This window comes from Arthrobacter sp. UNCCL28 (assembly GCF_900102805.1).
GTDB classification, from domain to species: domain Bacteria; phylum Actinomycetota; class Actinomycetes; order Actinomycetales; family Micrococcaceae; genus Arthrobacter; species Arthrobacter nicotinovorans_A.
This window is the reverse complement of the sequence record NZ_FMWE01000002.1, coordinates 116,350-138,131: the sequence shown is the minus strand read 5'-3', so window position 1 is coordinate 138,131 and position 21,782 is coordinate 116,350. Positions and strand designations below refer to the sequence as shown.

General features: G+C 62.9%; 21 protein-coding genes, 1 tRNA gene and 1 pseudogene. 9 read left to right on the top strand and 14 right to left on the bottom strand.

The window, feature by feature from the left end; all coding sequences use genetic code 11:
* Positions 1 to 5: 5 nt before the first annotated feature.
* Genes BLQ01_RS05295 through BLQ01_RS05270 form a run of 6 tightly spaced genes read right to left on the bottom strand, consistent with a single transcriptional unit; the run spans position 6 to position 7,657 of the window.
* Positions 6 to 1,853: a protein kinase domain-containing protein gene (locus BLQ01_RS05295; RefSeq protein WP_091550497.1), complete on the bottom strand. Its 1,848-nt coding sequence runs from the start codon at positions 1,851 to 1,853 to the stop codon at positions 6 to 8.
* Positions 1,850 to 3,307, bottom strand: coding sequence for a penicillin-binding transpeptidase domain-containing protein (locus BLQ01_RS05290; RefSeq protein ID WP_026540989.1), 1,458 nt, complete (start codon positions 3,305 to 3,307; stop codon positions 1,850 to 1,852). The genes BLQ01_RS05295 and BLQ01_RS05290 overlap by 4 nt, the downstream gene beginning before the upstream one ends.
* On the bottom strand, positions 3,304 to 4,731 hold the full coding sequence (locus BLQ01_RS05285; protein WP_091550495.1) for an FtsW/RodA/SpoVE family cell cycle protein: 1,428 nt from the start codon (positions 4,729 to 4,731) through the stop codon (positions 3,304 to 3,306). The genes BLQ01_RS05290 and BLQ01_RS05285 overlap by 4 nt, the downstream gene beginning before the upstream one ends.
* On the bottom strand, positions 4,728 to 6,419 hold the full coding sequence (locus BLQ01_RS05280) for a PP2C family protein-serine/threonine phosphatase (RefSeq protein ID WP_091550493.1): 1,692 nt from the start codon (positions 6,417 to 6,419) through the stop codon (positions 4,728 to 4,730). The genes BLQ01_RS05285 and BLQ01_RS05280 overlap by 4 nt, the downstream gene beginning before the upstream one ends.
* Before the next feature lie 3 nt (positions 6,420 to 6,422).
* The gene (locus BLQ01_RS05275) at positions 6,423 to 6,911 is read right to left on the bottom strand and encodes an FHA domain-containing protein FhaB/FipA (protein ID WP_026540986.1); all 489 of its coding nucleotides are present in this window, start codon (positions 6,909 to 6,911) and stop codon (positions 6,423 to 6,425) included.
* Positions 6,908 to 7,657, bottom strand: a complete 750-nt coding sequence (locus tag BLQ01_RS05270) for an FhaA domain-containing protein (RefSeq protein ID WP_026540985.1) — start codon at positions 7,655 to 7,657, stop codon at positions 6,908 to 6,910. The genes BLQ01_RS05275 and BLQ01_RS05270 overlap by 4 nt, the downstream gene beginning before the upstream one ends.
* A 385-nt stretch (positions 7,658 to 8,042) precedes the next feature.
* Here BLQ01_RS05270 and BLQ01_RS05265 point away from each other — a divergent pair.
* Positions 8,043 to 8,125, top strand: a tRNA-Leu gene (locus BLQ01_RS05265).
* A 130-nt stretch (positions 8,126 to 8,255) separates the two neighbouring features.
* Here the strand turns inward: BLQ01_RS05265 and BLQ01_RS05260 are convergent.
* From BLQ01_RS05260 to BLQ01_RS22510, 4 genes are all read right to left on the bottom strand, one after another.
* Positions 8,256 to 8,954 carry a FadR/GntR family transcriptional regulator gene (locus BLQ01_RS05260; RefSeq protein WP_026540984.1) on the bottom strand — a complete coding sequence of 233 codons (699 nt, stop codon included), beginning with the start codon at positions 8,952 to 8,954 and terminating at the stop codon, positions 8,256 to 8,258.
* Between the two features lie 10 nt (positions 8,955 to 8,964).
* A complete protein-coding gene (locus tag BLQ01_RS05255; RefSeq protein WP_091550492.1) occupies positions 8,965 to 10,092 on the bottom strand; it encodes an L-talarate/galactarate dehydratase in 1,128 nt (375 codons plus the stop codon).
* A gap of 120 nt (positions 10,093 to 10,212) precedes the next feature.
* Entirely contained in the window at positions 10,213 to 10,740 is a 528-nt protein-coding gene (locus tag BLQ01_RS22515; protein WP_217638351.1) for an alpha/beta fold hydrolase, read from the bottom strand.
* 39 nt (positions 10,741 to 10,779) lie between these two features.
* Positions 10,780 to 11,130, bottom strand: coding sequence for an alpha/beta fold hydrolase (locus BLQ01_RS22510; protein ID WP_217638350.1), 351 nt, complete (start codon positions 11,128 to 11,130; stop codon positions 10,780 to 10,782).
* 153 nt (positions 11,131 to 11,283) lie between these two features.
* On the opposite strand from BLQ01_RS22510, the gene BLQ01_RS05245 reads away from it, so the two are divergent.
* Positions 11,284 to 11,847, top strand: a complete 564-nt coding sequence (locus BLQ01_RS05245; protein ID WP_091550490.1) for an RNA polymerase sigma factor — start codon at positions 11,284 to 11,286, stop codon at positions 11,845 to 11,847.
* On the top strand, positions 11,844 to 12,683 hold the full coding sequence (locus BLQ01_RS05240; RefSeq protein WP_091550489.1) for a hypothetical protein: 840 nt from the start codon (positions 11,844 to 11,846) through the stop codon (positions 12,681 to 12,683). The genes BLQ01_RS05245 and BLQ01_RS05240 overlap by 4 nt, the downstream gene beginning before the upstream one ends.
* A 10-nt stretch (positions 12,684 to 12,693) precedes the next feature.
* Here BLQ01_RS05240 and BLQ01_RS05235 read toward each other — a convergent pair whose 3' ends face one another.
* On the bottom strand, positions 12,694 to 13,407 hold the full coding sequence (locus tag BLQ01_RS05235) for a TetR/AcrR family transcriptional regulator (protein ID WP_026547245.1): 714 nt from the start codon (positions 13,405 to 13,407) through the stop codon (positions 12,694 to 12,696).
* A gap of 106 nt (positions 13,408 to 13,513) precedes the next feature.
* Here BLQ01_RS05235 and BLQ01_RS05230 point away from each other — a divergent pair, with 106 nt between their 5' ends.
* The 3 genes from BLQ01_RS05230 (at position 13,514) to BLQ01_RS05220 (ending at position 17,458) form a co-directional block, all read left to right on the top strand.
* On the top strand, positions 13,514 to 14,893 hold the full coding sequence (locus BLQ01_RS05230; protein ID WP_026540978.1) for a flavin monoamine oxidase family protein: 1,380 nt from the start codon (positions 13,514 to 13,516) through the stop codon (positions 14,891 to 14,893).
* Between the two features lie 160 nt (positions 14,894 to 15,053).
* On the top strand, positions 15,054 to 15,929 hold the full coding sequence (locus BLQ01_RS05225) for a universal stress protein (RefSeq protein ID WP_091550487.1): 876 nt from the start codon (positions 15,054 to 15,056) through the stop codon (positions 15,927 to 15,929).
* A 23-nt stretch (positions 15,930 to 15,952) separates the two neighbouring features.
* A complete protein-coding gene (locus BLQ01_RS05220; RefSeq protein ID WP_091550485.1) occupies positions 15,953 to 17,458 on the top strand; it encodes an APC family permease in 1,506 nt (501 codons plus the stop codon).
* 65 nt (positions 17,459 to 17,523) lie between these two features.
* Here BLQ01_RS05220 and BLQ01_RS05215 read toward each other — a convergent pair whose 3' ends face one another.
* Positions 17,524 to 18,087: a hypothetical protein gene (locus BLQ01_RS05215; RefSeq protein ID WP_091550484.1), complete on the bottom strand. Its 564-nt coding sequence runs from the start codon at positions 18,085 to 18,087 to the stop codon at positions 17,524 to 17,526.
* Between the two features lie 297 nt (positions 18,088 to 18,384).
* On the opposite strand from BLQ01_RS05215, the pseudogene BLQ01_RS05210 reads away from it, so the two are divergent.
* Positions 18,385 to 18,787 (top strand): annotated as a pseudogene (locus BLQ01_RS05210) (VOC family protein).
* Between the two features lie 50 nt (positions 18,788 to 18,837).
* On the opposite strand, the gene BLQ01_RS05205 reads toward BLQ01_RS05210, so the two are convergent.
* Positions 18,838 to 19,287: a DUF5997 family protein gene (locus BLQ01_RS05205; RefSeq protein WP_026540973.1), complete on the bottom strand. Its 450-nt coding sequence runs from the start codon at positions 19,285 to 19,287 to the stop codon at positions 18,838 to 18,840.
* A gap of 33 nt (positions 19,288 to 19,320) precedes the next feature.
* Between BLQ01_RS05205 and BLQ01_RS05200 the strand changes: the two genes are divergently transcribed.
* Positions 19,321 to 20,046 carry a LysR family substrate-binding domain-containing protein gene (locus BLQ01_RS05200; protein WP_026547239.1) on the top strand — a complete coding sequence of 242 codons (726 nt, stop codon included), beginning with the start codon at positions 19,321 to 19,323 and terminating at the stop codon, positions 20,044 to 20,046.
* Positions 20,047 to 20,206: 160 nt separating this feature from the next.
* On the opposite strand, the gene BLQ01_RS05195 is transcribed toward BLQ01_RS05200, so the two are convergent.
* Positions 20,207 to 20,905 carry a GntR family transcriptional regulator gene (locus BLQ01_RS05195; RefSeq protein ID WP_026540971.1) on the bottom strand — a complete coding sequence of 233 codons (699 nt, stop codon included), beginning with the start codon at positions 20,903 to 20,905 and terminating at the stop codon, positions 20,207 to 20,209.
* Positions 20,906 to 21,014: 109 nt separating this feature from the next.
* On the opposite strand from BLQ01_RS05195, the gene BLQ01_RS05190 reads away from it, so the two are divergent.
* The gene (locus BLQ01_RS05190; protein ID WP_026547237.1) at positions 21,015 to 21,773 is read left to right on the top strand and encodes a LamB/YcsF family protein; all 759 of its coding nucleotides are present in this window, start codon (positions 21,015 to 21,017) and stop codon (positions 21,771 to 21,773) included.
* The last annotated feature ends 9 nt before the right edge of the window (positions 21,774 to 21,782 follow it).

Below are 21,782 nucleotides of genomic sequence, written 5' to 3'. Positions count from 1 at the left end.
ATCAGTTATTTACTCGGGCTGCCGCTGGGGCTGGCGCTGGAGGAACCGGGGCTGGTGGGTGCGGCAGCCTTGGACAGGAAGTAGGTCACAGTGGAGCCCTCGGGAACTTCCGTTCCAGCAGCGGGTGAGGACCTAACGAACGTACCGGCCTGCTGGCCGACTGCTCCATTGACGGGATCCCCGGCAACCCACAGCAGCCCTGCGCCTTCGATAGCAGCCCGCACGCGTGTCTCGTCGACACCCACTCCGATGGCAGGAACCGCCACTGTCGCGGGTGCCTGCGGACCCTTTGAATACTGCACAGTGATCACTTCACCGGGCTGAACAGCACCCGTTGGATTAATGTCGGTCACGATGCCGACTGCAGCATCGTCATCGAAGACCTGCTCGCCCTTGACCTGGAGGCCGAGGGCGGCGAGCTGGGCGCTGACGGTTTCAAAGGGCTTGCCGAGGTACTCAGCGGAAATCAGATTAATGGTTTGCGGCGTCGACTGCGTCGGCGTCGGAGACGGCGCCTCAGACGTCTGCGTTGGTGTTGGCGTAGCCGAGGTGGATGTAGGGCTCGCCGTCCGGCTCTGGCTTGCAGAAGTGGACTGGCTCGGGCTGGGGCTGGGTGAGAAGAATCCGGACTGCGAAATCAGGAATCCAACCAGCGCAAACAGCACCAGGAGGATCAAGGCAACCAAGGGCCAGGTCCAGGGGCTGCGCTTCTTGCGTTCGGGATCGCGATCGTCGAAGTTTTCCTCTTCGGTGTAGGCGACTTCCTCTTCGTCGTTCAGCTGGCGCTCTGCCTCCAGTGCATTGGCGCGTGACAGCGGGTGATCAGAAGAGGCAGCTGCTGCTCCCAGGGCAGCACCGGCTGCACCTGCGCCCAGGACCGGAAGTGCGGAGGTCGCCGTCGAGGACTGCTCCTTACCGTAAGGCGAGGTGACGACGCCGGTGGGGGCCGTTGCGGTGTCCACCGGCGCAGTGATGGGTCCGGTATTGGACTCGAACAGCAGCATGCCGGGTACGGCGGCGTGGGCCGTGGCGATGTCGCCGTTGCGGATGGCATCGGCGGCTTCGGCCAGCTTGATGGCGTTGGCGGGACGGTTCTTGGGGTCCTTGGCCAGCATGGACATCAGGAGGGCCCGCACGGGAGTGGGCAGGGTTTCCGGCAGGGGCGGCGGAGCATCGTTGACTTGTGCCAAAGCGATGGCGATCTGCGATTCGCCGGAGAACGGACGGTGGCCGGTGAGGCACTCGTACCCAATGACACCCAAGGAGTAGATATCCGAGGAACCAGTGGCGGTCTGGCCGGTTGCCTGCTCGGGAGCCAGGTACTGGGCGGTGCCCATGACCTGGCCGGTCTGTGTCAGCGGAACCTGGTCTGCAAGGCGTGCGATGCCGAAGTCGGTGACCTTGACCCGGTTGTCAGGGGTGATCAGCAGGTTGCCCGGCTTGATGTCCCGGTGGACCAGGCCCTGTGCGTGGGCAACTGCCAGGGCCCGCGCAGTCTGGGAAATGATGGACAAGGTCATGTCCGGGGACAGCACCTGCTCGCGCTCAAGGATTCCACTCAAGGGATGTCCAGGAACGAGCTCCATGACCAAATAGGCCGAGCCGGCTTCTTCGCCGTAATCGAAGACGTTGGCGATGCCCACGTGGTTGAGCAGCGCGGTGTGACGCGCCTCGGCACGGAACCGCTGGAGGAAGCCGGGGTCGCCCGTGTATTCCTCTTTGAGCACCTTGATGGCAACGATCCGGCCAAGGATCTGGTCCTTGGCCTTCCAGACCTCGCCCATGCCGCCAATCGCAATGCGACTGGTCAGTTGGAACCTGCCGCCGAGTGTGATTCCCGAAGTAGGCCTCACTTATTCAACACCGCCTCAAAAATCTTCTTTGCGTTCGGACTGGTTAGCTGGGCACCGCTGAGCACGTCCACACTCTCCATGACAATGGTGACTGCTACCTGCGGATCGTTTGCCGGGGCGAACCCGGTAAACCATGAGTTGTTCAAACCTGAATCGCCGAGTTCGGCTGTACCGGTCTTGCCGGCCACTTTGACGCCGGGCACTGCAGCACCCTTGGCAATGCCGTTGTCCACGGCACTGGTCATCCACTCGGTGATCTGTGCCGCGATGGGCTGCGTAGTGCTGGTGCGGAGGGCCTCGGGCCTGAGTTCGCTGATGACGCGGAGGTCCGGAGCGCGGACCGTCTTGATCAGGTTGGGCTTCATTTGCACTCCGCCATTGGCGATCGCTGCGGTCATCATGTTGATCTGCAGCGGAGTGGCCTTGACGTCGCGCTGGCCCACGGAAGACTGTGCGAGCTGGGCCTGGTCGAGGTCCTCAGGGAAAATGCTCGGGGCCTGCTGGAGCTTGAGTTGATCGCCGAAGGTCTCACCAAAGCCGAACTTTTGGGCTTGCTCCCGGATGGCATCCTGGCCGAGGTCCAGCGCGATGCTGGCGAACGGTGTGTTGCAGGACTGTTCCAAAGCAAAAGCGAACGACGCCGTCTCCCGGACATTGCAGTTACCGCCGGCATAGTTGGGCAGGCTCGCACTGGAACCAGGCAACGGCAGGGCGCTGGGGTTCGGCAGCTCGCTGTCCTTGTTGTATTTGCCCGAGTTCAGCGCAGCAGCAGTGTCGATGAGTTTGAACACCGAGCCCGGGGAAAGCAGGTTTCCCGTGGGGCCGCTGACGTTCTGGTTCAGGTTGATGCCCGGGACCTGGTTCAGTTCTGCATAGCTCGCCGCTGCGGCGGTGGTGTCATGGGTTGCGATCAGGTTGGGGTCGTAGGACGGCTTGGAGACCATCGCCAGGACAGCACCGGTCCTGGGGTTGGTGACCACGATGGATCCGCGCTGCCCATCGGGGATGAGGTCGAAAGCCAGTTTCTGGATTTCGGGGTCCAAGGTCAGTTCCACCGACGCGCCCTTGGGCTCGTTGCCCAGGAACATCTGGCTGATGCGGTCCAGGAAGAGTTGGTCCGAGTTTCCGGCCAAAGTATCGCCCATGGACTGTTCAAGACCCGTCGAGCCGAAGCCCTTTGAGAAGTAACCCGTGATGCCTGCGTAGAGTTCGGGCTCGTTGTACTTGCGCTGGAACGCGCAGGACTCGGTGCCGGTAACAGACTCGGCAACCGGCTTGCCCCCCACAATGATCGCACCGCGGTCGTTACAGAATGAGGCGAGGATGGCGCGCTGGTTCCAGGGGTTGGCATTGAGATCGTCCGCGCCAATGACCTGGACATAGCTGATGGCGCCGAAGATCAACGCAAACATGGCGACGGCGGCCATCCAGGAGCTGCGAATAGCCTGGTTCATTGTTGCTTCACCGCCTCTGTTGGTGCGCTGGGTGTCTGGCCCGTGGTCGGTTTACGTGCGGGCGCGTTACTGCTGGCCGGGGATTTGCCCACCATGGGTGTGGTGTCCACCGGCCCGCGGGCCGTATTGGAGATCATGAGCAGCAAACCCACGATGATCCAGTTGGCCAGGAGCGAGGAACCACCGGCTGCCAGGAACGGCGTGGTCAGGCCGGTCAAGGGAATGAGCCGTGTGACGCCGCCGATCACCACGAAGCACTGCAGGGCGATCGCGAAGGACAAACCGCATGCCAGCAACTTTCCGAAAGCATCGCGGGTGCCAAGGGCAGCACGGAAGCCTCGGGTAAAGAGCAGCAAGTACAGCATGACGACGGCGAAAAGACCGATCAGGCCAAGCTCCTCGCCGATGAGGGCCACGATCATGTCGCTGTTGGCGAAAGGAACCAGATCGGGCCGGCCTTGGCCAAGCCCTGTTCCTACCAGGCCGCCATCGGCCATGCCGAACAAGCCCTGGACGATCTGGCCGCTGCCGCCCGGGGACCTGCCGAAGACCTCAGGGGTGAAAGCATTGATCCAGCTGTCGATGCGGAAGGCCACGTGGGAGAAGATCTGCGAGGCGATGAAGCCGCCGCCGAGGATCAACAACAGGCCGATGACCACCCAGGAAATACGGCTGGTGGCCACGTAAATCATCACGATGAACAGGCCGAAGAAGAGAATGGACGACCCGAGGTCCCGTTGAAAGACCAGGACGCCGATGCTGACCAACCAAGCGGTGATCATGGGCCCGAGGTCCTTGAAACGCGGGAACTGCATGGGGCCGATCTTGCGGCCGGCCAAGAGGATGAGGTCCCGGTTCGAGGAAAGATACCCGGCGAAGAATATTGCAAGCGTGATCTTGGCGATTTCGCCTGGCTGGAAGGTCATGGGACCAACACGGATCCATACGCGGGCACCCAGGATTTCACCGGCGGAAATGCCCGGGATCAGGGGAAGAACCAGCAGGAACGCACTGGCTGCCAGCGAGATGTAGGTGAAACGGCGCAGAATCCGGTGGTCCTTGAGGAACCAGATCACGGCGATAGACACAGCCATGGCGATCAGGGTCCAGCGAAGTTGGTTGTTGCCGGTATCGTCCCCGGGCCCGTCCATGCGGTGGATCAAGGCAAGCCCCAATCCGTTGAGGGCCACGACGATAGGAAGTATTACCGGATCGGCATACTTTGCCCGGAGCCGGAGAACCATGTGGAAGGCGAAGGCCGCCACAGCCAGCAAGCTCGACTGGAACCAGAAGTCACGGTCCAGTCCGACATCGGAGTTGATGCTGACCAAAGCACTTGCGCCGACACCGACGGCGAGGGCCAGGACTATGAGGACAAGCTCGACATTCCGGCGCGGTTTGGGAGCAGTATCAGTCTGGATCATTTGGCCGCCTCACAGGGAGTCGGGGTGGGCGTAGGCGTGGCGACGGCCGCCGTGCTCGGAACCGGCACAGTGGCGGTGGGCGACGGCGACGGCGTGGCTGTCGCCGTCGTGGTGGGGCAGTTGGCCGAAGCGCTGCCCGTGTTCTTCAAGTTCTCCACAATGGCCTGCGCGTCGTCGAGGTCACCCGCGGGAACCGTCTGGTGCACGCTCTGCTGGCCGTATTCCGGCAATGAATCCACCCTGATGTCGGTTACGGCCTCGAGCCGGGAAAGCTGAATGGGGCCGAGTCGTTGCGAAATTCCATTGAAAATTGCCACGCGCTGATCGAATTCGCCCACGTAGTAACGGGTTTGCGTCCAGGCATAGCCCAGCCAGAGCCCAACCACTACGCCTACTACAAGCACTGCGGCGACGGCCGGCATCAGCCAGCGGACGCGGCGCCTGACGGGCTCGTCCTCTTCCACGCGATCCTGTTCGGCCTTGTGGGTCAGTACAGTGGCAGCCCTTCGGGCAACGGTGCGTCCCGCCACCGTGGGGATGGAGCCGGTCTCCGCAGCCGTTGCCGCGGCACCGACCAATTCATGGGGGCGGCTGGCCAATTCTTCGCGCAGGACCTCGGCCGACAGGTGCTCGCCCAGGTGTGGATCAGTGGTGGTGGGAGGTTCTTTGGACTCGTCTGCGGATGAGGATGCCTCATCCGCTTCCTCGTCTGAGTCACTGGGGTCGCCGGCACTGAATGACGATCCGGCGTCGGCCTCCCGGGCTGCTTTCGTCTTGGAGTCGGAGATCGCATCTTCAGCGGATTTGGTGGCGGACGGACCTTCGGAAGACGTGGAGCCAGTGACCGGTTCGGGTTCGTCTACCGCGGCAAGCGCCGCAGCAGGAACGACGTCGACGGCGGCCGTGTTGACGTCGTCGTCGGTCTCTTCCACAATCTCGAGCATCACGACGGTGACGTTGTCCGGGGCGCCGGCTTCCAGCGTGAGGTCAACCAGGATCTCAGCGCATTCGCGGAGGTCCTTGGTCTCGCGGACCATGCGCTCCACAACATGCCCGGCTACGTAGTTGAGGCCATCGGAGCACAGGAGCCAGCGTTCTCCCGGTTCAACATCAAGGACGTCAAGATCCAGCTCGGGGCTGGCATCGACGTCGCCAAGGACGCGCATCAGCACGTTCTTGTGGGGATGCGTTTCGGCTTCCTCCGGACGAAGGCGTCCCTCGTCAATGAGGCGCTGCACGAACGTATGGTCGATGCTCACTTGCTCGAACTTCTTGTTACGCAGCCGGTAAGCGCGTGAGTCGCCGATGTGCGCAAAATGGAGCTTGCGGTCTTCCAGCAGAAGGGCAGTCACGGTAGTTCCCATGCCGGAAAGCTTGGGGTTCTGGTGAACCAGCTCCGAGAGCAAGGAATTGGCGGTCTGGATCTCGTCCGCGAGGACGGTTTCGGCGCCGTCGGGATAGTCGTCGTGGTCCAGGTGGATCATGTCCAGGACCGTTGAGGCCGAAGCAACGTCACCGCCGGCGTGACCACCCATGCCATCGGCAACCACCGCCAGATGACGACCCACATACGCGGAGTCGTCATTCTTGGAGCGGATCCGTCCGACGTCGGAACGGGCTGCGTAGCGCATGATCAGTGGGCGCTCCGCAGGCGTTTCCTTGCCTTCGGGGGTCTCGGGGGAGGCCATGGACTACGGCCTCAATTCAATGACCGTCTTGCCGATTCTCACGGGGACGCCAAGTTCAACCGGCAATGCGCGGGTGAGCTGTTGATCGGCCAGGTAGGTGCCGTTGGTGGAGCCGAGGTCCTCAATGAACCAGCGGCTGCCCTGTGGAAACAGGCGGGCATGTCTTCCCGAAGCGTAGTCATCTTCCAGGACCAGTGTGGCTTCCTGCGCGCGGCCAAGCAGGATGGGACTGGCAGCCAAAGGAACAGTGGTGCCCTTGAGCGGCCCCTCGGTGACCACCAAGGTGCGTGCGTGCTGGATGGCCGGCGGCGGTGAGGCTGCCAGCTCCGGATGTTTGCGCACTTCGCGGGCTGTCGGAACGCCGGTGACGGCTTTCCGGCCGATCTGGAAGTCACGGCGCATGGTGGACACGATGCTGAAGATCAGGACCCACAGCAGCAGGAGGAATCCGAAGCGAAGCGCTGTGATGGTCAGTTCGCTGACGTCGTTCACGCGTTGCCACCCGGGTTTTGGGGGAGAAGGCGGAAAATAATCTTGGTACGTCCCATCGTGATGGTTGAGCCGTCTGTAAGTTCCACGCTGCCGTTTACCTTGTGCCCGTTGACGTAACTGCCATTGGTGGAGCCAAGGTCAACGGCCCATGTGCTGCCGTTCTGCGTCCGGACCTCAAGGTGCTTTCGGGAGACGCCTGTGTCATCCACCAGGATGTCAGCCTCCGAGGAGCGGCCCAGTACCACCGACTGGGCGTTGAGGGAATAGCGCTGGCCGCCGATGTCCAGGACAGGCTGGAGTCGGGTGGGCTGCCGTGCCGGGGCCGCCGGAACGTTGGCCCGTGGAGCCGGGGCCGCGGGAGCGGCGTCATCGGAGGATTTTTCTGTCCGGGAGTTGATTTCAAAGTGACCGGCGCGTTCTTCGTCATTGCGCCGGAACGAAATCCGGACAGGGCCCTGGAGGGTGTAGCCCTGGCTGCGGACGTGCTGAATGACGACGTCGCACAACTCCTCCGCCAACGGCGTTCCCCATTCCTGGGCCCTGGCGAAATCCTCGTCGCTGAGCAGGACATCAAAAACATTGGGAGCGAGCGTTCGCCCGGCAGCGATAGTGAGGGACTTATTGTCCAACTCGCGCCTTAGCTTGCTCGCAATCTCCACCGGCTCAACACGTGCCCGCGACCCTGTGGAGAAGACGTTGCGAACGGCTTTTTCAATGCCGCGCTCGACTTTGTCCAGCAAACCCATGTCCTTCTCCTTTCCTTGCCGCGGCACCGCTGTGCCTGGTCCGATAGTCCGTGCGTTTGGTCCGCCTGTGCACACAGCGAAGTACGCGCCTGACGGCCCTTCCACTTCCCGATACTACTGGGACTGACTGGGAATGACCTTAATCCACAACGCCTTGCGACCCGGAAAAGTTCGGTTCCGGCCCTTGATGGCGCGGGAGTCGGGCCATGAAATTTCCGTGGGGTTCACCTGTTGGTAGGGGGTCTTTTGGGGGCTCCGACGCATGCCGGAGGGGGTCCCATCCTCCCGATTGGTGTTTTGCCCGGAATGTCCGTTATGCTTGATCTCGCTGCTTTTGAAGGAAACGAAGCCGGGAAACCCGCTGAAGTCCGGAAAAAGAAGTTGCGCGCGAGTGGCGGAACGGCAGACGCGCTGGCTTCAGGTGCCAGTATCCGAAAGGGTGTGGGGGTTCAAATCCCCCCTCGCGCACGCAATTGAAAGAGCCCCGGTCTTAGGATCGGGGCTCTTTTGTTTTCTCTGCTGTCCCAACTGGGTGACAGATAACGCTCCACTGGAGCAGTTGCTGTTACCTGGTTGGGTGGGGCCGCCGAGCAATCCGTCAGCTGCGCGCAGAACCGGTGAACCGGCGTCGTGAGTTGCTCAGGTGCAGGCGCATGGCTGCCGCGGCAGCCACTTGGTCGCCCTCCGCAATTGCTGCGTATATAGAGGAGTGCTCGTGGACCACTTGGGCGAAACGTTCGGGGGAGTCCTGGTCTTCGCTGGCCACCAGGCGGGGGCGCGGCATGGTGATCATGGTTTGGCCCAAGGCGGAGATGCAGTCCGTATAAAAGGGATTGCCCGTTGCGGCGGCAACGGCCCTGTGGAACTCGAAGTCCGCTTTCATGGAATGGGCCGGGTGGCCTGAGCTCGCGGTGAACTGTTCCAGCGCGCCATGCACGGCCTTGAGCTGGTGTTCGCTGTGGTTTTTGGCCGCCAATGCTGCAGCCTCAGTTTCGACGCCGATACGGAAATCGAGCATCTGCAGCCGGTCTTCCATGCTGGAAACGGGCCGGCTTCCTGGTGCTGTTGCCGGACCGTCCGCGGGCGGGGTCAGTGCGAAGCTGCCGCGCCCGCGTTCGGTTTCAACAAGGCCTTCGGCCTGCAAGCGGGTCAGGGCGCTCCGGACCACGGTCCGGCTCACCCCGAACTCGGTAATAAGGGTGTTTTCGCTGGGGAGCTTCTCACCTGGCTGGATGGCGCCGTCGACGATGCGGTTGCGAAGGTCGGCGGCGAGATCCGCGGTCAGGTTTCGGCTCATGGGTTCAAGATTACGCGCCGAATTCCACCGATTCCGTGGTCCACGCGCGCGCCTGCCCGCTGAGTGTGACGCCCAAGCCGGGGCGGTCCGGGACGATCATGCGGCCGTTCTTGGTCTCCAGGCGCTCCTCGAACAAGGGGTCAAGCCAGTCGAAGTGCTCCACCCACGGCTCGCGGGGGTACGCGGCGGCGAGATGGAGGTGGATTTCCATGGCGAAGTGCGGTGCCAGGCCGAGGCCTCGCTCGTCCGCCAATGCTGCGAGGCGCAGGAACTGGGTGATGCCGCCGACGCGCGGGGCGTCGGGCTGGATGATGTCGCAACTGTTGGCATTGATGAGTCCCTTGTGTTCTGCCACGGAAGCGAGCATTTCACCGGTGGCGATCGGGGTGTCCAGCACCTGGGCAAGGTGGGCGTGGCCTTCAAAGTCGTAGGCATCCAGCGGCTCTTCGATCCAGACGAGGTTGAATTCTTCGAGTTGACGGCCCATGCGCAGGGCCGTGGCCCGGTCCCACTGCTGGTTGGCGTCCACCATGAGCGGGACGTCCCAACCGATGTGCTCGCGGACTCCGGCCACGCGTCGCAGGTCCTCCTCGGAATCCGGCAGGCCAACCTTGATCTTGATGCCGCCGATGCCCTCGTCGATGGACCGTGTGGCGCGCTCCTTGACCTCGTCCAGCGTTGCGTTGAGGAAGCCGCCGGAGGTGTTGTAGGTCTGCACGGAGTCGCGGTAGGAGCCCAGCAGTTTGGCCAGGGGGAGTCCGGCGCGCTTTGCTTTCAGGTCGTAGAGCGCGATGTCGATTGCGGCCAACGCCTGCGTTGCCACTCCCGAGCGGCCCACCGAGGCGCCGGCCCAGAGGAGCTTGGTGTAGATCTTGCCGATGTCGTTGGGGTCCTCGCCGATGATGCCTTCGGCGACTTCCTTGGCGTGGGCGTACTGGGCGGGGCCGCCGGCGCGCTTGGAGTAGCTGAAGCCGATGCCGCTGTGCCCTTGTTCCGTGGTGATCTCGGCAAACAGGAACACCACTTCGGTCATGGGTTTCTGCCGGCCGGTGAAGACTTTGGCATCGCTGATGGGAACGGTGAGGGGCAAACGTGCCGTGGAAAGTTTGACGTGGCGAATGAGGTCTACGGTGCTCATGGGTCTCCTAGTGGGTGCGGCGTCCTTGCCTAGCACTTAGGCTACAAGTTGGAGACTTGTATTACAAGAGTTCCCCGCCGTCCGGCTGGAGTCCTGTCATTGATGGGCAAACCCTTCAAGTCAGATAGCAGCGAACACAAGGTCGGCGACAGCGTTGCTGAACGCTCGGGGCGCCTCTTGAGGCACGTTGTGACCTATTCCGGGTAGCCTGCGGACTTCGAAAGGACCGGCGAAATGCTGCCTGTCCCGCGCGGAGTCGTCCGGCCCGAACCCGTCAGCCAGGGCGTCGAACGAAATGGTTGGTACCGGGATAGGCGGTGACTTCGCAAGAAATGCTTCGATCTCGTTGAATCGATCATCGCCAACCGCGGCGCGATGGCGGTGACGGTAGGAATGCACGGCGACATCAACGAAATCGGGGTTGTGCAGGCTGGGCTTGCTGGAGTTGAATGCCTCGTCGGCGTCGGCCCACTCCGGCGACCACAATTGCCAAAGCAGGCGGCACAATTCGTCGCGGTTGGCTTGGAGGCCGGCGCGTCCGCGATCGGTGTTGAAGTACCACTGATACCAGTCCCGATACTCGTCCAGTGGTTCCGCGGGCTTGATCGACGAAGCAATGTCCTGGATGGCGTAGCCCCCGACAGTCACCAGGCCCGCTATGTCCAGAGGGCGGACGGCTGCGGCAATTCAGGCAGCGCGGCCGCCCCAGTCATACCCGGCCACCACTGGACGCTGCAATTCAAGGGCATCGATGAGGTCGAGCAGATCTTGTCCGACGGCGGCTTGTTGTCCGGAGCGAGGAGTCGAGGACTTAAGGAACCGGGTCTGGCCGTAGCCCCGCAGGTACGGGGTTATGGAACGGATCCCGCGGTCCGCCAACATGCAGGCAACGGCCTCGAAGCTGAGGGCGTCGTAGGGGAAGCCATGCAGGAGTACCGCGACTGCTCCGTCCGCCGGACCGTTGTCGTAGTAGGCAACCTCAAGGTCATCGGTTTTCGCGGTGCGCAGTTCTCCCATGGCCATAGTCAAGTGAATCATTCATCGCTTCCGGAATCACGCTCCAGCGGGCGGCGGAGGCGAGACGGACGCGGAGGGCAGGGTTCCGGTTCCACGTCATTGGTACGCGGCGATTACTTTCGTTTTTCCGTGCCCTTGCAACACACTTGGCTACGTGGCGGACAGGTACAGGGTATGAGCTACCTTTCGAGAGCCCCGGATCGGGAAGAGGCCTTTCGGTCGTTGTACCAATCCGCCTACCCCGACCTTCTGGGCTTTGTGCAGCGCCGCACGGACGCGGCGAACGCCGAGGACGTAGTGGCGGAGGCATTCCTTATAGTCTGGCGGCGGTTTCCGGAAGCTCCGAAGCACCAGGATGACGCCCGGGCCTGGCTCTTCGGCATCACACGCAATCTCATGCTGAATTCCCGCCGCGGAGAGCAGCGGCGGCAAGCCCTTGGTGTCCGCTTGGCTGAGGCAACAGACACATCCCACGTTGATTCCCATGCTGACCTCGTCAGCAGCCGCGTTGATCTGGGCAGGGCCTGGGCGCTTCTTTCCGAGGTCCATCAAGAGACCCTGGGGCTTGCAGTCTTCGAGAACCTGGCGGCACCCCAGGCAGCCCAGGTGGTGGGTATTTCTCCGGTGGCGTTTCGGCTCCGCCTTACCCGCGCAAGGCGGGCCCTGCGGCTCCTTCTGGACCATGTCCCCCAGGACGAACTGCCCGCAACACTTTCCGAAAAGGCCAGGACACCATGAAAAACAACCGGAACATCGACACACTTCTGCGTTCCATGGACGCAGCCGGGCAGAGTACAGCTCCCGACCTGCGCCGTTCGCAGGACGATCTGGAACGCATCCTCAGGTCCCATCCGACCTCTACGGGCATGAATCCCGGAGTCGCTGGATACATAACCACGACAGCGCACCCAAGCCGCCGTCGTCGTCGAACCTTCGCTTTGGGTGCCGTTGCTGTTGCCGCGACGGCCGGGTTCCTGGTGGTGCCGGCACTCTCAGGTGGAGACCCTGCCTTCGCAACGTGGACCGCCGCTCCGGGTGGATTGGTCGGTGCCGAGAGGGAGAGCGCGGTCTCCGATTGCGTCCGATCGAGTAAGGGTGTTGGTGATGGCATGTTCGCCGGCGATGTTGACGCGGCGGAAGTTGCCATTGCCGAGAGGCGTGGGGCCTGGACCACTGTTGTCCTCAGCGGCGCTGATGGTTTCGAAGCCACCTGCACCACCGACTCCACCGCAGCATGGTTTAAGAAGGGATCCTTCGGCTCAGTGGGAAAGCCCGCCGATGGACGCAAACCCGTAGCCCGTGAAATCAAGGCGACGCAATTGGGAACCGGCGTCATTGCAGACAATCCCCTCTCCATGGCTTCGGGCCAGGTTGGCCCCGATATTGCAGCAATGGCTTACACCAGCAGGGCCGGGGAAAAGATCACGGCCACGGTGTCCAAGGGCCAGTTCGCGTTTTGGCTCCCGGGCGGGGAACTGCCGAACTCCTCCGGCCAAAGCGTTCCCGTAGAGGTGACGTATACCGACAACTCGACCGAAATTCGCTACCTCAGCCTCAGCGGTTCAACCCGGTAACCACGGAAAGCTATCCCCGCAAAGCCCCGAATCCGGCAATCAGTGCCTCAAGCCCCAAGCTGAAAGCCACGTCAGTGGGACGCTCATGCCGTTCCAAAGCCAACCGGTCCACTGCGGCCGTGAGGTTGGGGACCTGCCCGGCGAGGCTGCCGGCGTCGAATATGTCCTCCGGTGCGTTGACGTCGTAGGCGGCGCCGAATACGAAAGCTTCCAGGGCGACGATCGCCGAGATGATCTTTTCTTCAGGGAATCCGGCATCGCGGAATCCGGCCGTCACGGCCTCGTACATGGCCAGGGTCTTGGGTGCATCGGCCACCGGAAGTACCGCAATGACGGGGATCAGCGGCGTATGCTCCGAGAAAACGTCGCGGTAGGACCAGGCCCAGCGGCGTACAGCTTCATCCCAGGGCTCCACCCCGAAAGCGGAGACGTCGACCATGGCGGCCAAGTGGTCTTCCACCAGAAGCAGTACGTCGTCCTTGGAGGCCACGTGGTTGTAGAGGGCGGAGGGTGCAACGCCCAAGGAGCGCGCAAGGGCCGCCATGGTGAGTCCGTTGTAGCCCTTGTTGCTGATCAACTGGAGCGCCGCCGTCGTAATCCCGTCCTGGTCCAGGATGGCCGCAGTGGGTCGTCCGGCGCGTCGGCGCACAGCACCGGCAGGGCTGGAAGTAGCGGGGGTGGGTGCGGGCATCGGGAGCCTTTCTGCTGCCTGTGTCCCCAGCATTATTCCACTGGGTCTTCACACGGGCTGACTCCGGCGCTACTATGGATGTAAATGAATGCCATTCATTTATTGGTCAGCCACCACGGACGGCCACGGAGAGGACAACATGCAGAATCTTGATCGCGACGTTGTGATCGTCGGCGCCGGACCGTCAGGGTTGACGGCCGCACGCGAATTGAAGAAGGCCGGACTCAGCGTTGCAGTGCTCGAAGCACGCGACCGGGTAGGCGGCCGCACCTGGACCGACACCATCGATGGCGCCATGCTGGAAATCGGCGGCCAGTGGGTCTCCCCGGACCAGACAGCCCTCATGGACTTGCTGGACGAGCTGGGACTGAAAATGTACTCGCGCTACCGCGACGGCGAGTCCGTCTACATCGGCGCAGACGGCAAGCGCACCCAGTACACCGGTGACACCTTCCCGGTGAATGAAACCACCAAAGCCGAGATGGACAAGCTCGTGGCCATCCTGGACGGCCTCGCAGCCGAGATCGGCCCCACCGAACCCTGGGCCCACCCCAAGGCACGCGAGCTGGACACCATCTCCTTCCACCACTGGCTGCGGCAAAACTCCAGCGACGAGGAAGCCTGCAACAACATCGGCCTCTTCATCGCCGGTGGCATGCTCACCAAGCCGGCCCACGCCTTCTCCGCTCTGCAGGCAGTCCTCATGGCTGCCTCGGCCGGATCCTTCAGCCACCTGACGGATGAGGACTTCATCCTGGACAAGCGCGTCATCGGCGGCATGCAGCAGGTTTCCCTCCTGCAGGCAGCAGAGCTGGGCGACGACGTCATCCTCAACAGCCCTGTCCGCACCATCAAGTGGGACCACAACAACAACGTGACCGTCGTGTCCGAGCAGGCAACCGTCAACGCCCGCTTCGTCATCATGGCCGTGCCGCCCAACCTGTACTCCCGCGTCTCCTTCGACCCGCCGCTGCCGCGCCGCCAGCACCAGATGCACCAGCACCAGTCCCTGGGTTTGGTCATCAAGGTCCACGCTGTGTACGACACTCCGTTCTGGCGTGAAGAAGGACTCTCCGGCACCGGCTTCAGCGCCGGCGCACTGGTCCAGGAGGTCTACGACAACACCAACCACGGCGACACCCGCGGCACCTTGGTGGGCTTCGTTTCCGACGAAAAGGCCGACGCCGTGTTCGAGCTCAGCGCCGAAGACCGCAAGAAGGCCATCCTTGAGTCGATCGCCGGCTTCCTCGGCGACAAGGCCCTCAACCCCGAGGTCTACTACGAGTCCGACTGGGGCTCCGAAGAATGGACCCGCGGTGCCTACGCATCCAGCTACGACCTCGGCGGCCTGCACCGCTACGGCAAGGACCAGCACGCGAATGTCGGACCGATCTACTGGTCCTCGTCCGACCTGGCAGCCGAGGGCTACCAGCACGTGGACGGTGCGGTCCGAATGGGCCAGGCAACTGCCGCCCGCATTGTCGAAGCCAACAAGCTGAGCGCAGTCCCGGTCGCCTAGGACCAAGCATTAAACCGGCAGGCCGGGAGCACAATGCCCGGCCTGCCGGCTCCTCTTTCTAAGCAGCACCGCTTAAGCGGCACCGCCTAAGCAGCACCGCCTAAGCAGCGCCGCTGTTGGAAGAACCATCCAGTTGAGCACCACCCAGGAAAGGACCACCATGCGCTACGTAGTGGGTTACACCGCCAACGCGAGGGGGCACGACGCCGTTCACCTCGCCGTTGCGCTGGCCCGGAATCACGATGTGAGCCTGGACCTTGTCCTGGTGGTGCCGGAGGATTCCCCATACAACGCCGTCTACCCACCGGAGACCGGCTACAACGACATCCTGACCGAACAGGCGCAGCGTTGGCTGGACGAAGGCCTCGCCCTGGTTCCGGCCGATGTCACCGCCCGCGGGCACATCCGCCGCGGTGACTCCGAGGCCCAAACCCTGATCGATGCCGCGGTGGAAATGGATGCAGCGGCTCTGGTCATCGGCGCCACCAACAACGGCTTGTTCAAGCGCTTCACCATCGGCTCCGTTGCAAGCTCGCTGCTTCACTCATCGCCGGTTCCAGTCGTGCTGGCGCCCCAGGGTTATCACCGGACCGATCCCATCACCCGCATGAGTTGCGGATTCGGCACGCGTCCGGGCGCAGACGAGCTCCTGGATGTTGCCGTCGAGTCCGCCCGCGATCGCGGCCTTCCGCTGCGGCTCGTCTCGCTGTTGGCGCTCGACAGCGGTGACTCGCCTGAGTTGGCCGACGCCGCCCGGGAGCATGCCACCGCCCGGCTTGCCGCCGTCGTGGGTTCCGCTGACGCCGGCCGCTCTGCTGATGCACCCGAACCGGAAATCGTCGTTGCCCAAGGCCGCACCATCGAAGAAGCCGTGGACCGGCTCGACTGGGAAGACGGCGAAATCCTGCTCATCGGTTCCAGCCGCCTGGCCCAGCGGCGGGCCACGTTCCTCGGCACCACCGCAAACCGGATCCTGCGTGCCCTCCCCGTCCCCATGATCGTGGTTCCCCGCGACTACACGCGCCAAAGCGCCTAGCAATCGCCTGAGAGGCAAAACCCATGTCAACTGCACCAAAGACGGTCCAGTCGAAAGAAACGCCGGCCCTGAGTGAAAAGGGCCTGAAGGCCGGATCGGTGGGCCTCATCGGCGCCGTCGTGATCGGCGTTTCCTGCATCGCGCCCGCCTATACGCTGACCGCGGCCCTGGGGCCAACGGTGTCCGAAGTAGGCGTGCACCTGCCCGCCATCTTCCTGGTGGGCTTCATCCCCATGCTGCTGGTGGCCTTGGGCTACCGCGAACTGAACAACGCCATGCCCGACGCCGGTACCTCCTTTACGTGGGCCACCCGCGCGTTCGGTCCGTGGATCGGTTGGATGGGCGGATGGGGGCTGATCGCGGCCACCATCATTGTGCTTTCCAACCTGGCGGCCGTGGCGGTGGACTTCTTCTACCTGATGCTCGCCCAGATCTTCAGCAATCCGGAACTGGCCAATCTCAGCAAGATCCTGCCGCTGAACATCGCCACCACCCTGGTCTTCATTGCCCTGGCATGTTGGATCTCGTACCGGGGCATGGAGACCACCAAAGGCGTCCAGTACGTGCTTGTGGCCTTCCAACTGTTGGTCCTGGGCTGGTTCGCGGTCTCTGCATTCGCCCACGTCGCCAACGGCACGGCTTTCGATGCCACCGCGATTTCACCGGACTGGTTCAACCCGTTCGCCGTGGACTCCTTCTCCTCCTTTGCCGCAGGTGTGTCTCTCTCGATCTTCATTTACTGGGGCTGGGACGTCACCCTCACCATGAACGAGGAAACGAAGAACCCGGAGAAGACCCCGGGGCGTGCAGCGACCATCACGGTGCTGGTCATTGTGATCATCTACATGACCGTCGCGCTGGCAACCCTGTCCTTCGCCGGCGTTGGCGAGACCGGTTTGGGCGCAGGAAATCCGGAGAACCAGTCCAGCATCTTCGCCGTACTGGCGGGTCCGGTGATGGGCCCGTTCGCGATCCTGATGTCGCTGGCCATCCTGAGCAGCTCCGCAGCATCGCTGCAGTCGACGTTCGTTTCCCCGGCCCGCACCATGCTGGCCATGGGCCACTACCGCGCCATCTCGCCGAAGTTCGGCAAGATCAGCCCCACTTACAAGTCGCCAAGCTTCGCCACGATCGCGGCCGCCATAGCCGCTGCGGCGTTCTACGTGATCACCAGGACAGTGTCCGAGAATGCACTCTGGGACACCATCACGGCCCTCGGCATGATGATCTGCTTCTACTACGGCATCACCGCGCTGGCCTGCGTTTGGTTCTTCCGTGCAGAGGCCTTCCGCGGTGCGCGCTCGTTCTTCTTCAAGTTCCTGGCACCGTTGGTGGGCGGCGTCATCCTGCTGGTCATGTTCGTGAAGACGGCCATCGACTCTTTGGATCCGGAATACGGCTCGGGCTCATCGGTGGGCGGCGTCGGGATGGTATTCGTCCTGGGTATGGGCGTCATCCTGTTGGGCGTGGTGATCATGCTGGTGATGTACCGGGTGCGGCCCGAGTTCTTCAAGGGCAAGGTTCTGTAGGTTCCTGCCGCCCCGCCGAGACTGCACTTAGCGACAATCCTGATCACTGGGATTGTCGTTAGGTGTCATCTGGGCGAGGGGAGGGCGGCTGCAGGGACGCCGGCGGCCCGCTCGGCCGCGGCCAGGGCCTCGGCAAGACGCTCGACGGCGGCACGGTAATCGGTTCCAGCTGTCACCTTGCAGTACTCGGCCTCCCGCATGGCCCGCGTCAGCGCCGCTGTTTCGGCAGCCCTCACGTCCGTCATGGCAGGAAAATCGATGGTCCGGGCGGGATCGAGCTCGTATTGACGCCACTGCTCCAGAATGTTTTCGTGGCGGGCTGCGTCGTCCGGGAAACCAGCACGACGGCGGGGCTCAGCTGCGTGGAGGCGCTCCACTTTGCGGATGCTCAGCAGGGTTCCGGCCGCAGTAGCGACCCCCACAAAAACCATGATGAGCCCGGCGGGAGACCAATGGACGGCAGGGACAATGATGGCGGGCGCTATGACGACGAGCCCCCCGAACAAGTCCCAAAACACGCCGTCCGGCTCCGGGCCGCGGCCGTGGGTCAGTTTCCTGTGCAGGACATACGTGGTTGCTGCGGTTGCAAGAACCAGGGCAACACCCCACAGGAGCATCATGGCGGGCATCGGACCACCTCCAGGCGAATTCGCTGCTTTGAATTCAGTATGCGGCAGTGGCTGCGTGGGCGCGAGGGGTGGCTCGGAGTGGCCTGCTATTCAGATAGTCAACTCTCGGTAGACTCTGTGGCAGTGGGCAAGAGCCTGCCGCATCGTTAACAAACAAAAGACCCGACGGCAATCGGGTCTTTGTTCAGCGCGATGCGCTCTTTGGTGCGATTCAAGGGCTTACTCCTTGATGCTCACGCCTCTAGAGTATGCCCCTTCGCGGTCAGGTTGTCAGACCCGGGGCGTAGCCTAGGCACCATGAGACTGAAAATGTGCAGCATCCACGTCAAGGACCCCGCCGCCGCCCACGTTTTCTACACGGAGACGCTCGGCTTCGAGACCCTGATGGCCATGCCCGAGTACAACCTGTACGCCCGAGTACAACCTGTACATCATCAAGGATCCAGGCGCGGAAGACAGCAGTTCGCCAGGGCTTTTGCTCGAACCCAGTGACAACCCCATCGCCTCGAACTACATGAACGCCCTGCACGAGTCCGGCCTGGCCGCCATCACCTTCGGCGTGCCGGATGTCAGGGCTGAGTACGAGCGTCTGCTTGCCGCCGGAGTGACGTTCCAAGGCGAACCTTCCGAGGACCCTTTCGGCGTCAGCGCAGTCTTCGACGACGGTTGCGGGAACTTCGTCCAGCTCCACCAGGACTGAGCTTAAACAACTGTGGCCGGGACGCAGGTCCCGGCCACAGTTCGTGAAGGCTACGCGTGGTCGCGCTTGGAGGTCTTCGGAGCATCGCGCTTTGCGGCAGCGTTGTCGCGGGCTTCCTTCGTTGCGGCCTTCTTGGCGGCCTCGTCCTTGACACGCTGCGCCTCGGACCGGACAGCGGCGTGTGTGGCGCGCTCGGTGACCAGCCACTGCGGCGGAGTCTGCAGCAGCTCGGTGATCTCCGCCGTCGTCAGCGCATCCTCGACGCCGCCGCGTGCGAGGCCGCTGATGGAGACGTTCAGCTTCTGCGCCACCACCGGGCGCGGGTGCGGGCCGTTGCGGCGCAGTTCGGCGAGCCACTCCGGCGGGTTGGCCTGGAGTTCAGCGAATTCTTCACGGGAGATGGACGAATCCTGGAACTCCTGGGGTGTTGCGGGCAGGTAGATGCCGAGTTTCTTGGCAACGGTTGCCGGCTTCATGGACTGGGAGTTCGAGGACGTCATGCTTCAAGGGTATCTGGCCGGTACTGTGAGTGTGTGCCAGACGCTGAAGATTCCGCCGAAACAACCGAACCCCTAGCCGGCCTCCGCTTCGCCTATGTTGCCGGTGTGACTCCTGGGAAATGGATCCGGCGGTGGGAAGAACGGATGCCGAACTTCCCGTTGCACTCTTTCATGTCCGACGACGCCGCCCAGGTTTCGGTTTTGCGTGACGGTTCCGCCGACCTCAGCTTCGTTCGGTTGCCCGTTGAGCGCGAAGGCTTGAACGTCATCCCTTTGTATGAAGAACAGCCCGTGGTTGTGGCTCCCAAGGGGCACGAGATTTCGGTGTTTGAAGAGGTGGCCCTCGACGATCTTTCCGAGGAGAACTTCCTCGACATTGACGAGATGGGCGGGCCGGACATGGCCCTCCAAGTGGTTGCCTCCGGCGCCGGACTCGCAATCCTGCCCATGTCGGTGGCACGGCACCTGAATGCCAAGGACACTGTGATGCGCCGCCTGACCGGTGCCCCCACCACCCAGATTGGCCTGGCATGGCTGATTGGTACTGACAGTCCGGTGATCGAGGAATTCATCGGCATTGTCCGTGGGCGAACCGCACAGAGTTCGCGCCAGCCCTCGGCGCAGCAGGAGAAGCCCAAGAAGGAACCCAAGCCGGATCGCCGCGGTGGAGGCCCCAGGAAGCCTGCGGTCGCGCAGCGCTACGCTCCGAATCCGGACAAGGGCCGGGGCAAAGGTTCACGCAAGAAGGGCAAACGCTGACGCTCCTGCCCGGTTGGATCACTCCGCCGTGACGCTCCTGCCCGGTTGGATCACTCCGCCGTGACGCTCCTGCCCGGTTGGTGGGGAAATTGATGCGTTCCTGCGCCCAAGTAGCGGGAATTTGGCGCGTTTGGGGTGACCAACTGGGGAGGAGCGCTGACTACTCGCCGTGAATTGTTGTTTGCTGCTGCTCTGAGCGGTTGAGGTAGGCAAGGAGAAGGTCCGCGGCACGCTCCAGTTCGCCGGCTTCCAGCGCCGAACAGATGTGCTCGTTTTCCTTGAGCCAATCGCTGTAGAAGTGGGCGTTCATGGTGGCTTTGTGGAAGTAGAGCCGCATCTCCGCCAGGATCTGGGCCATGATCGTGTCCAGCCGGGTGCTCTCGGCCAGGGCGACGATTGCGCCATGAAAGTGCTGGTTGGCGCTGCCCAGGCCCTCGTTGTCGTTGGCCGCAGCGGCCCGCTTGCCCTCTTCGACGGCGGCCCTGACGGCGGCAATGCGCTCCGGTGAACCCCCCGCCCGGATGGAGCTGACTTCGATGGCGCGGCGAACCGTATAAACATCGTGGATATCGCCTGCTTCAAGGGTTGCCACAAAGACGCCCTTGTTGGGCTGGCGCAGGAGAAGCCGTTCCCCGGCCAGTTCCGCGAAAGCTTCCCGGACCGTGTTCCGGGAGACGCCCAAATCCTCGGCAATGGTGGCTTCGGTCAGTTTGGCGCCAGGAACCAGGAAGCCTTCGGCCAACTGGTAGCGCAGTTCTTCAGCGACCCGCTCTGCCACGGAGGGGACTTTCATGCGGACGCGTGCCCGCGCACCGTCAAAGCCAGCGTGTTCGCTTGGTTCCTGATCTTCACTGGCCATAACTCCAAAATTACACGATTGCCGAAAAATAGGATCGCTGGATTGTTGAACAATCCAGCAGATTGGTGCATGCTGGATGTAACGCACATCACGAGGCAGGGATCACATCATGGCAACCATCGATCTGAACAGCGACGTCGGAGAGTCTTTCGGACGCTGGACGCTCGGCGATGATGCTGCCATGTTCACCTCCGTCTCCAGCGCCAACGTTGCGTGCGGCTTCCACGCCGGCGATCCCAGTGTCATCCGCAGCACCTGCGAAAAGGCGGCCAAGGCCGGCGTCGCTATTGGTGCCCACGTTGGCTACCGGGACCTCGCTGGATTCGGTCGCCGCTTCATGGACATCGATCCTGTTGAACTGGCTGATGACGTGGTCTACCAGCTTGGTGCGCTGCAGGCGCTTGCCGCCACCACTGGTGCCCGCGTCCAGTACGTCAAGCCGCATGGTGGCCTCTACAACGCCATCGTCAAGAACACGGCCCAGGCGCGTGCCGTGGTGGATGCTGTTAAGTCGGTGGACCCCAACCTCCCGATTCTCGGCCTCCCGGGCTCCGAAGTGCTGCGTCTCGCTGAAGAAGCAGGACTTCGTGGCGTTGCTGAGGCTTTTGCTGACCGTGCCTACAACCCGGACGGAACACTCGTGGCACGCTCACAAGCCGGCGCGGTTCTCCATGACCCCGTAGAAGTGGCTGAACACGTGTTGCGCATGGCCACCGAACAATCCGTCAAGACCCGTGACGGTTCCATCCTGAAAATCCGCGCGGAGAGCATCTGCGTGCATGGTGACTCACCCGGAGCCGTGGCAATGGCTACCGCCGTGAAGTCCGCTCTGGGCGAGGCCGGCGTTACCGTCGGCTCGTTCCTCTAACTGCAACAA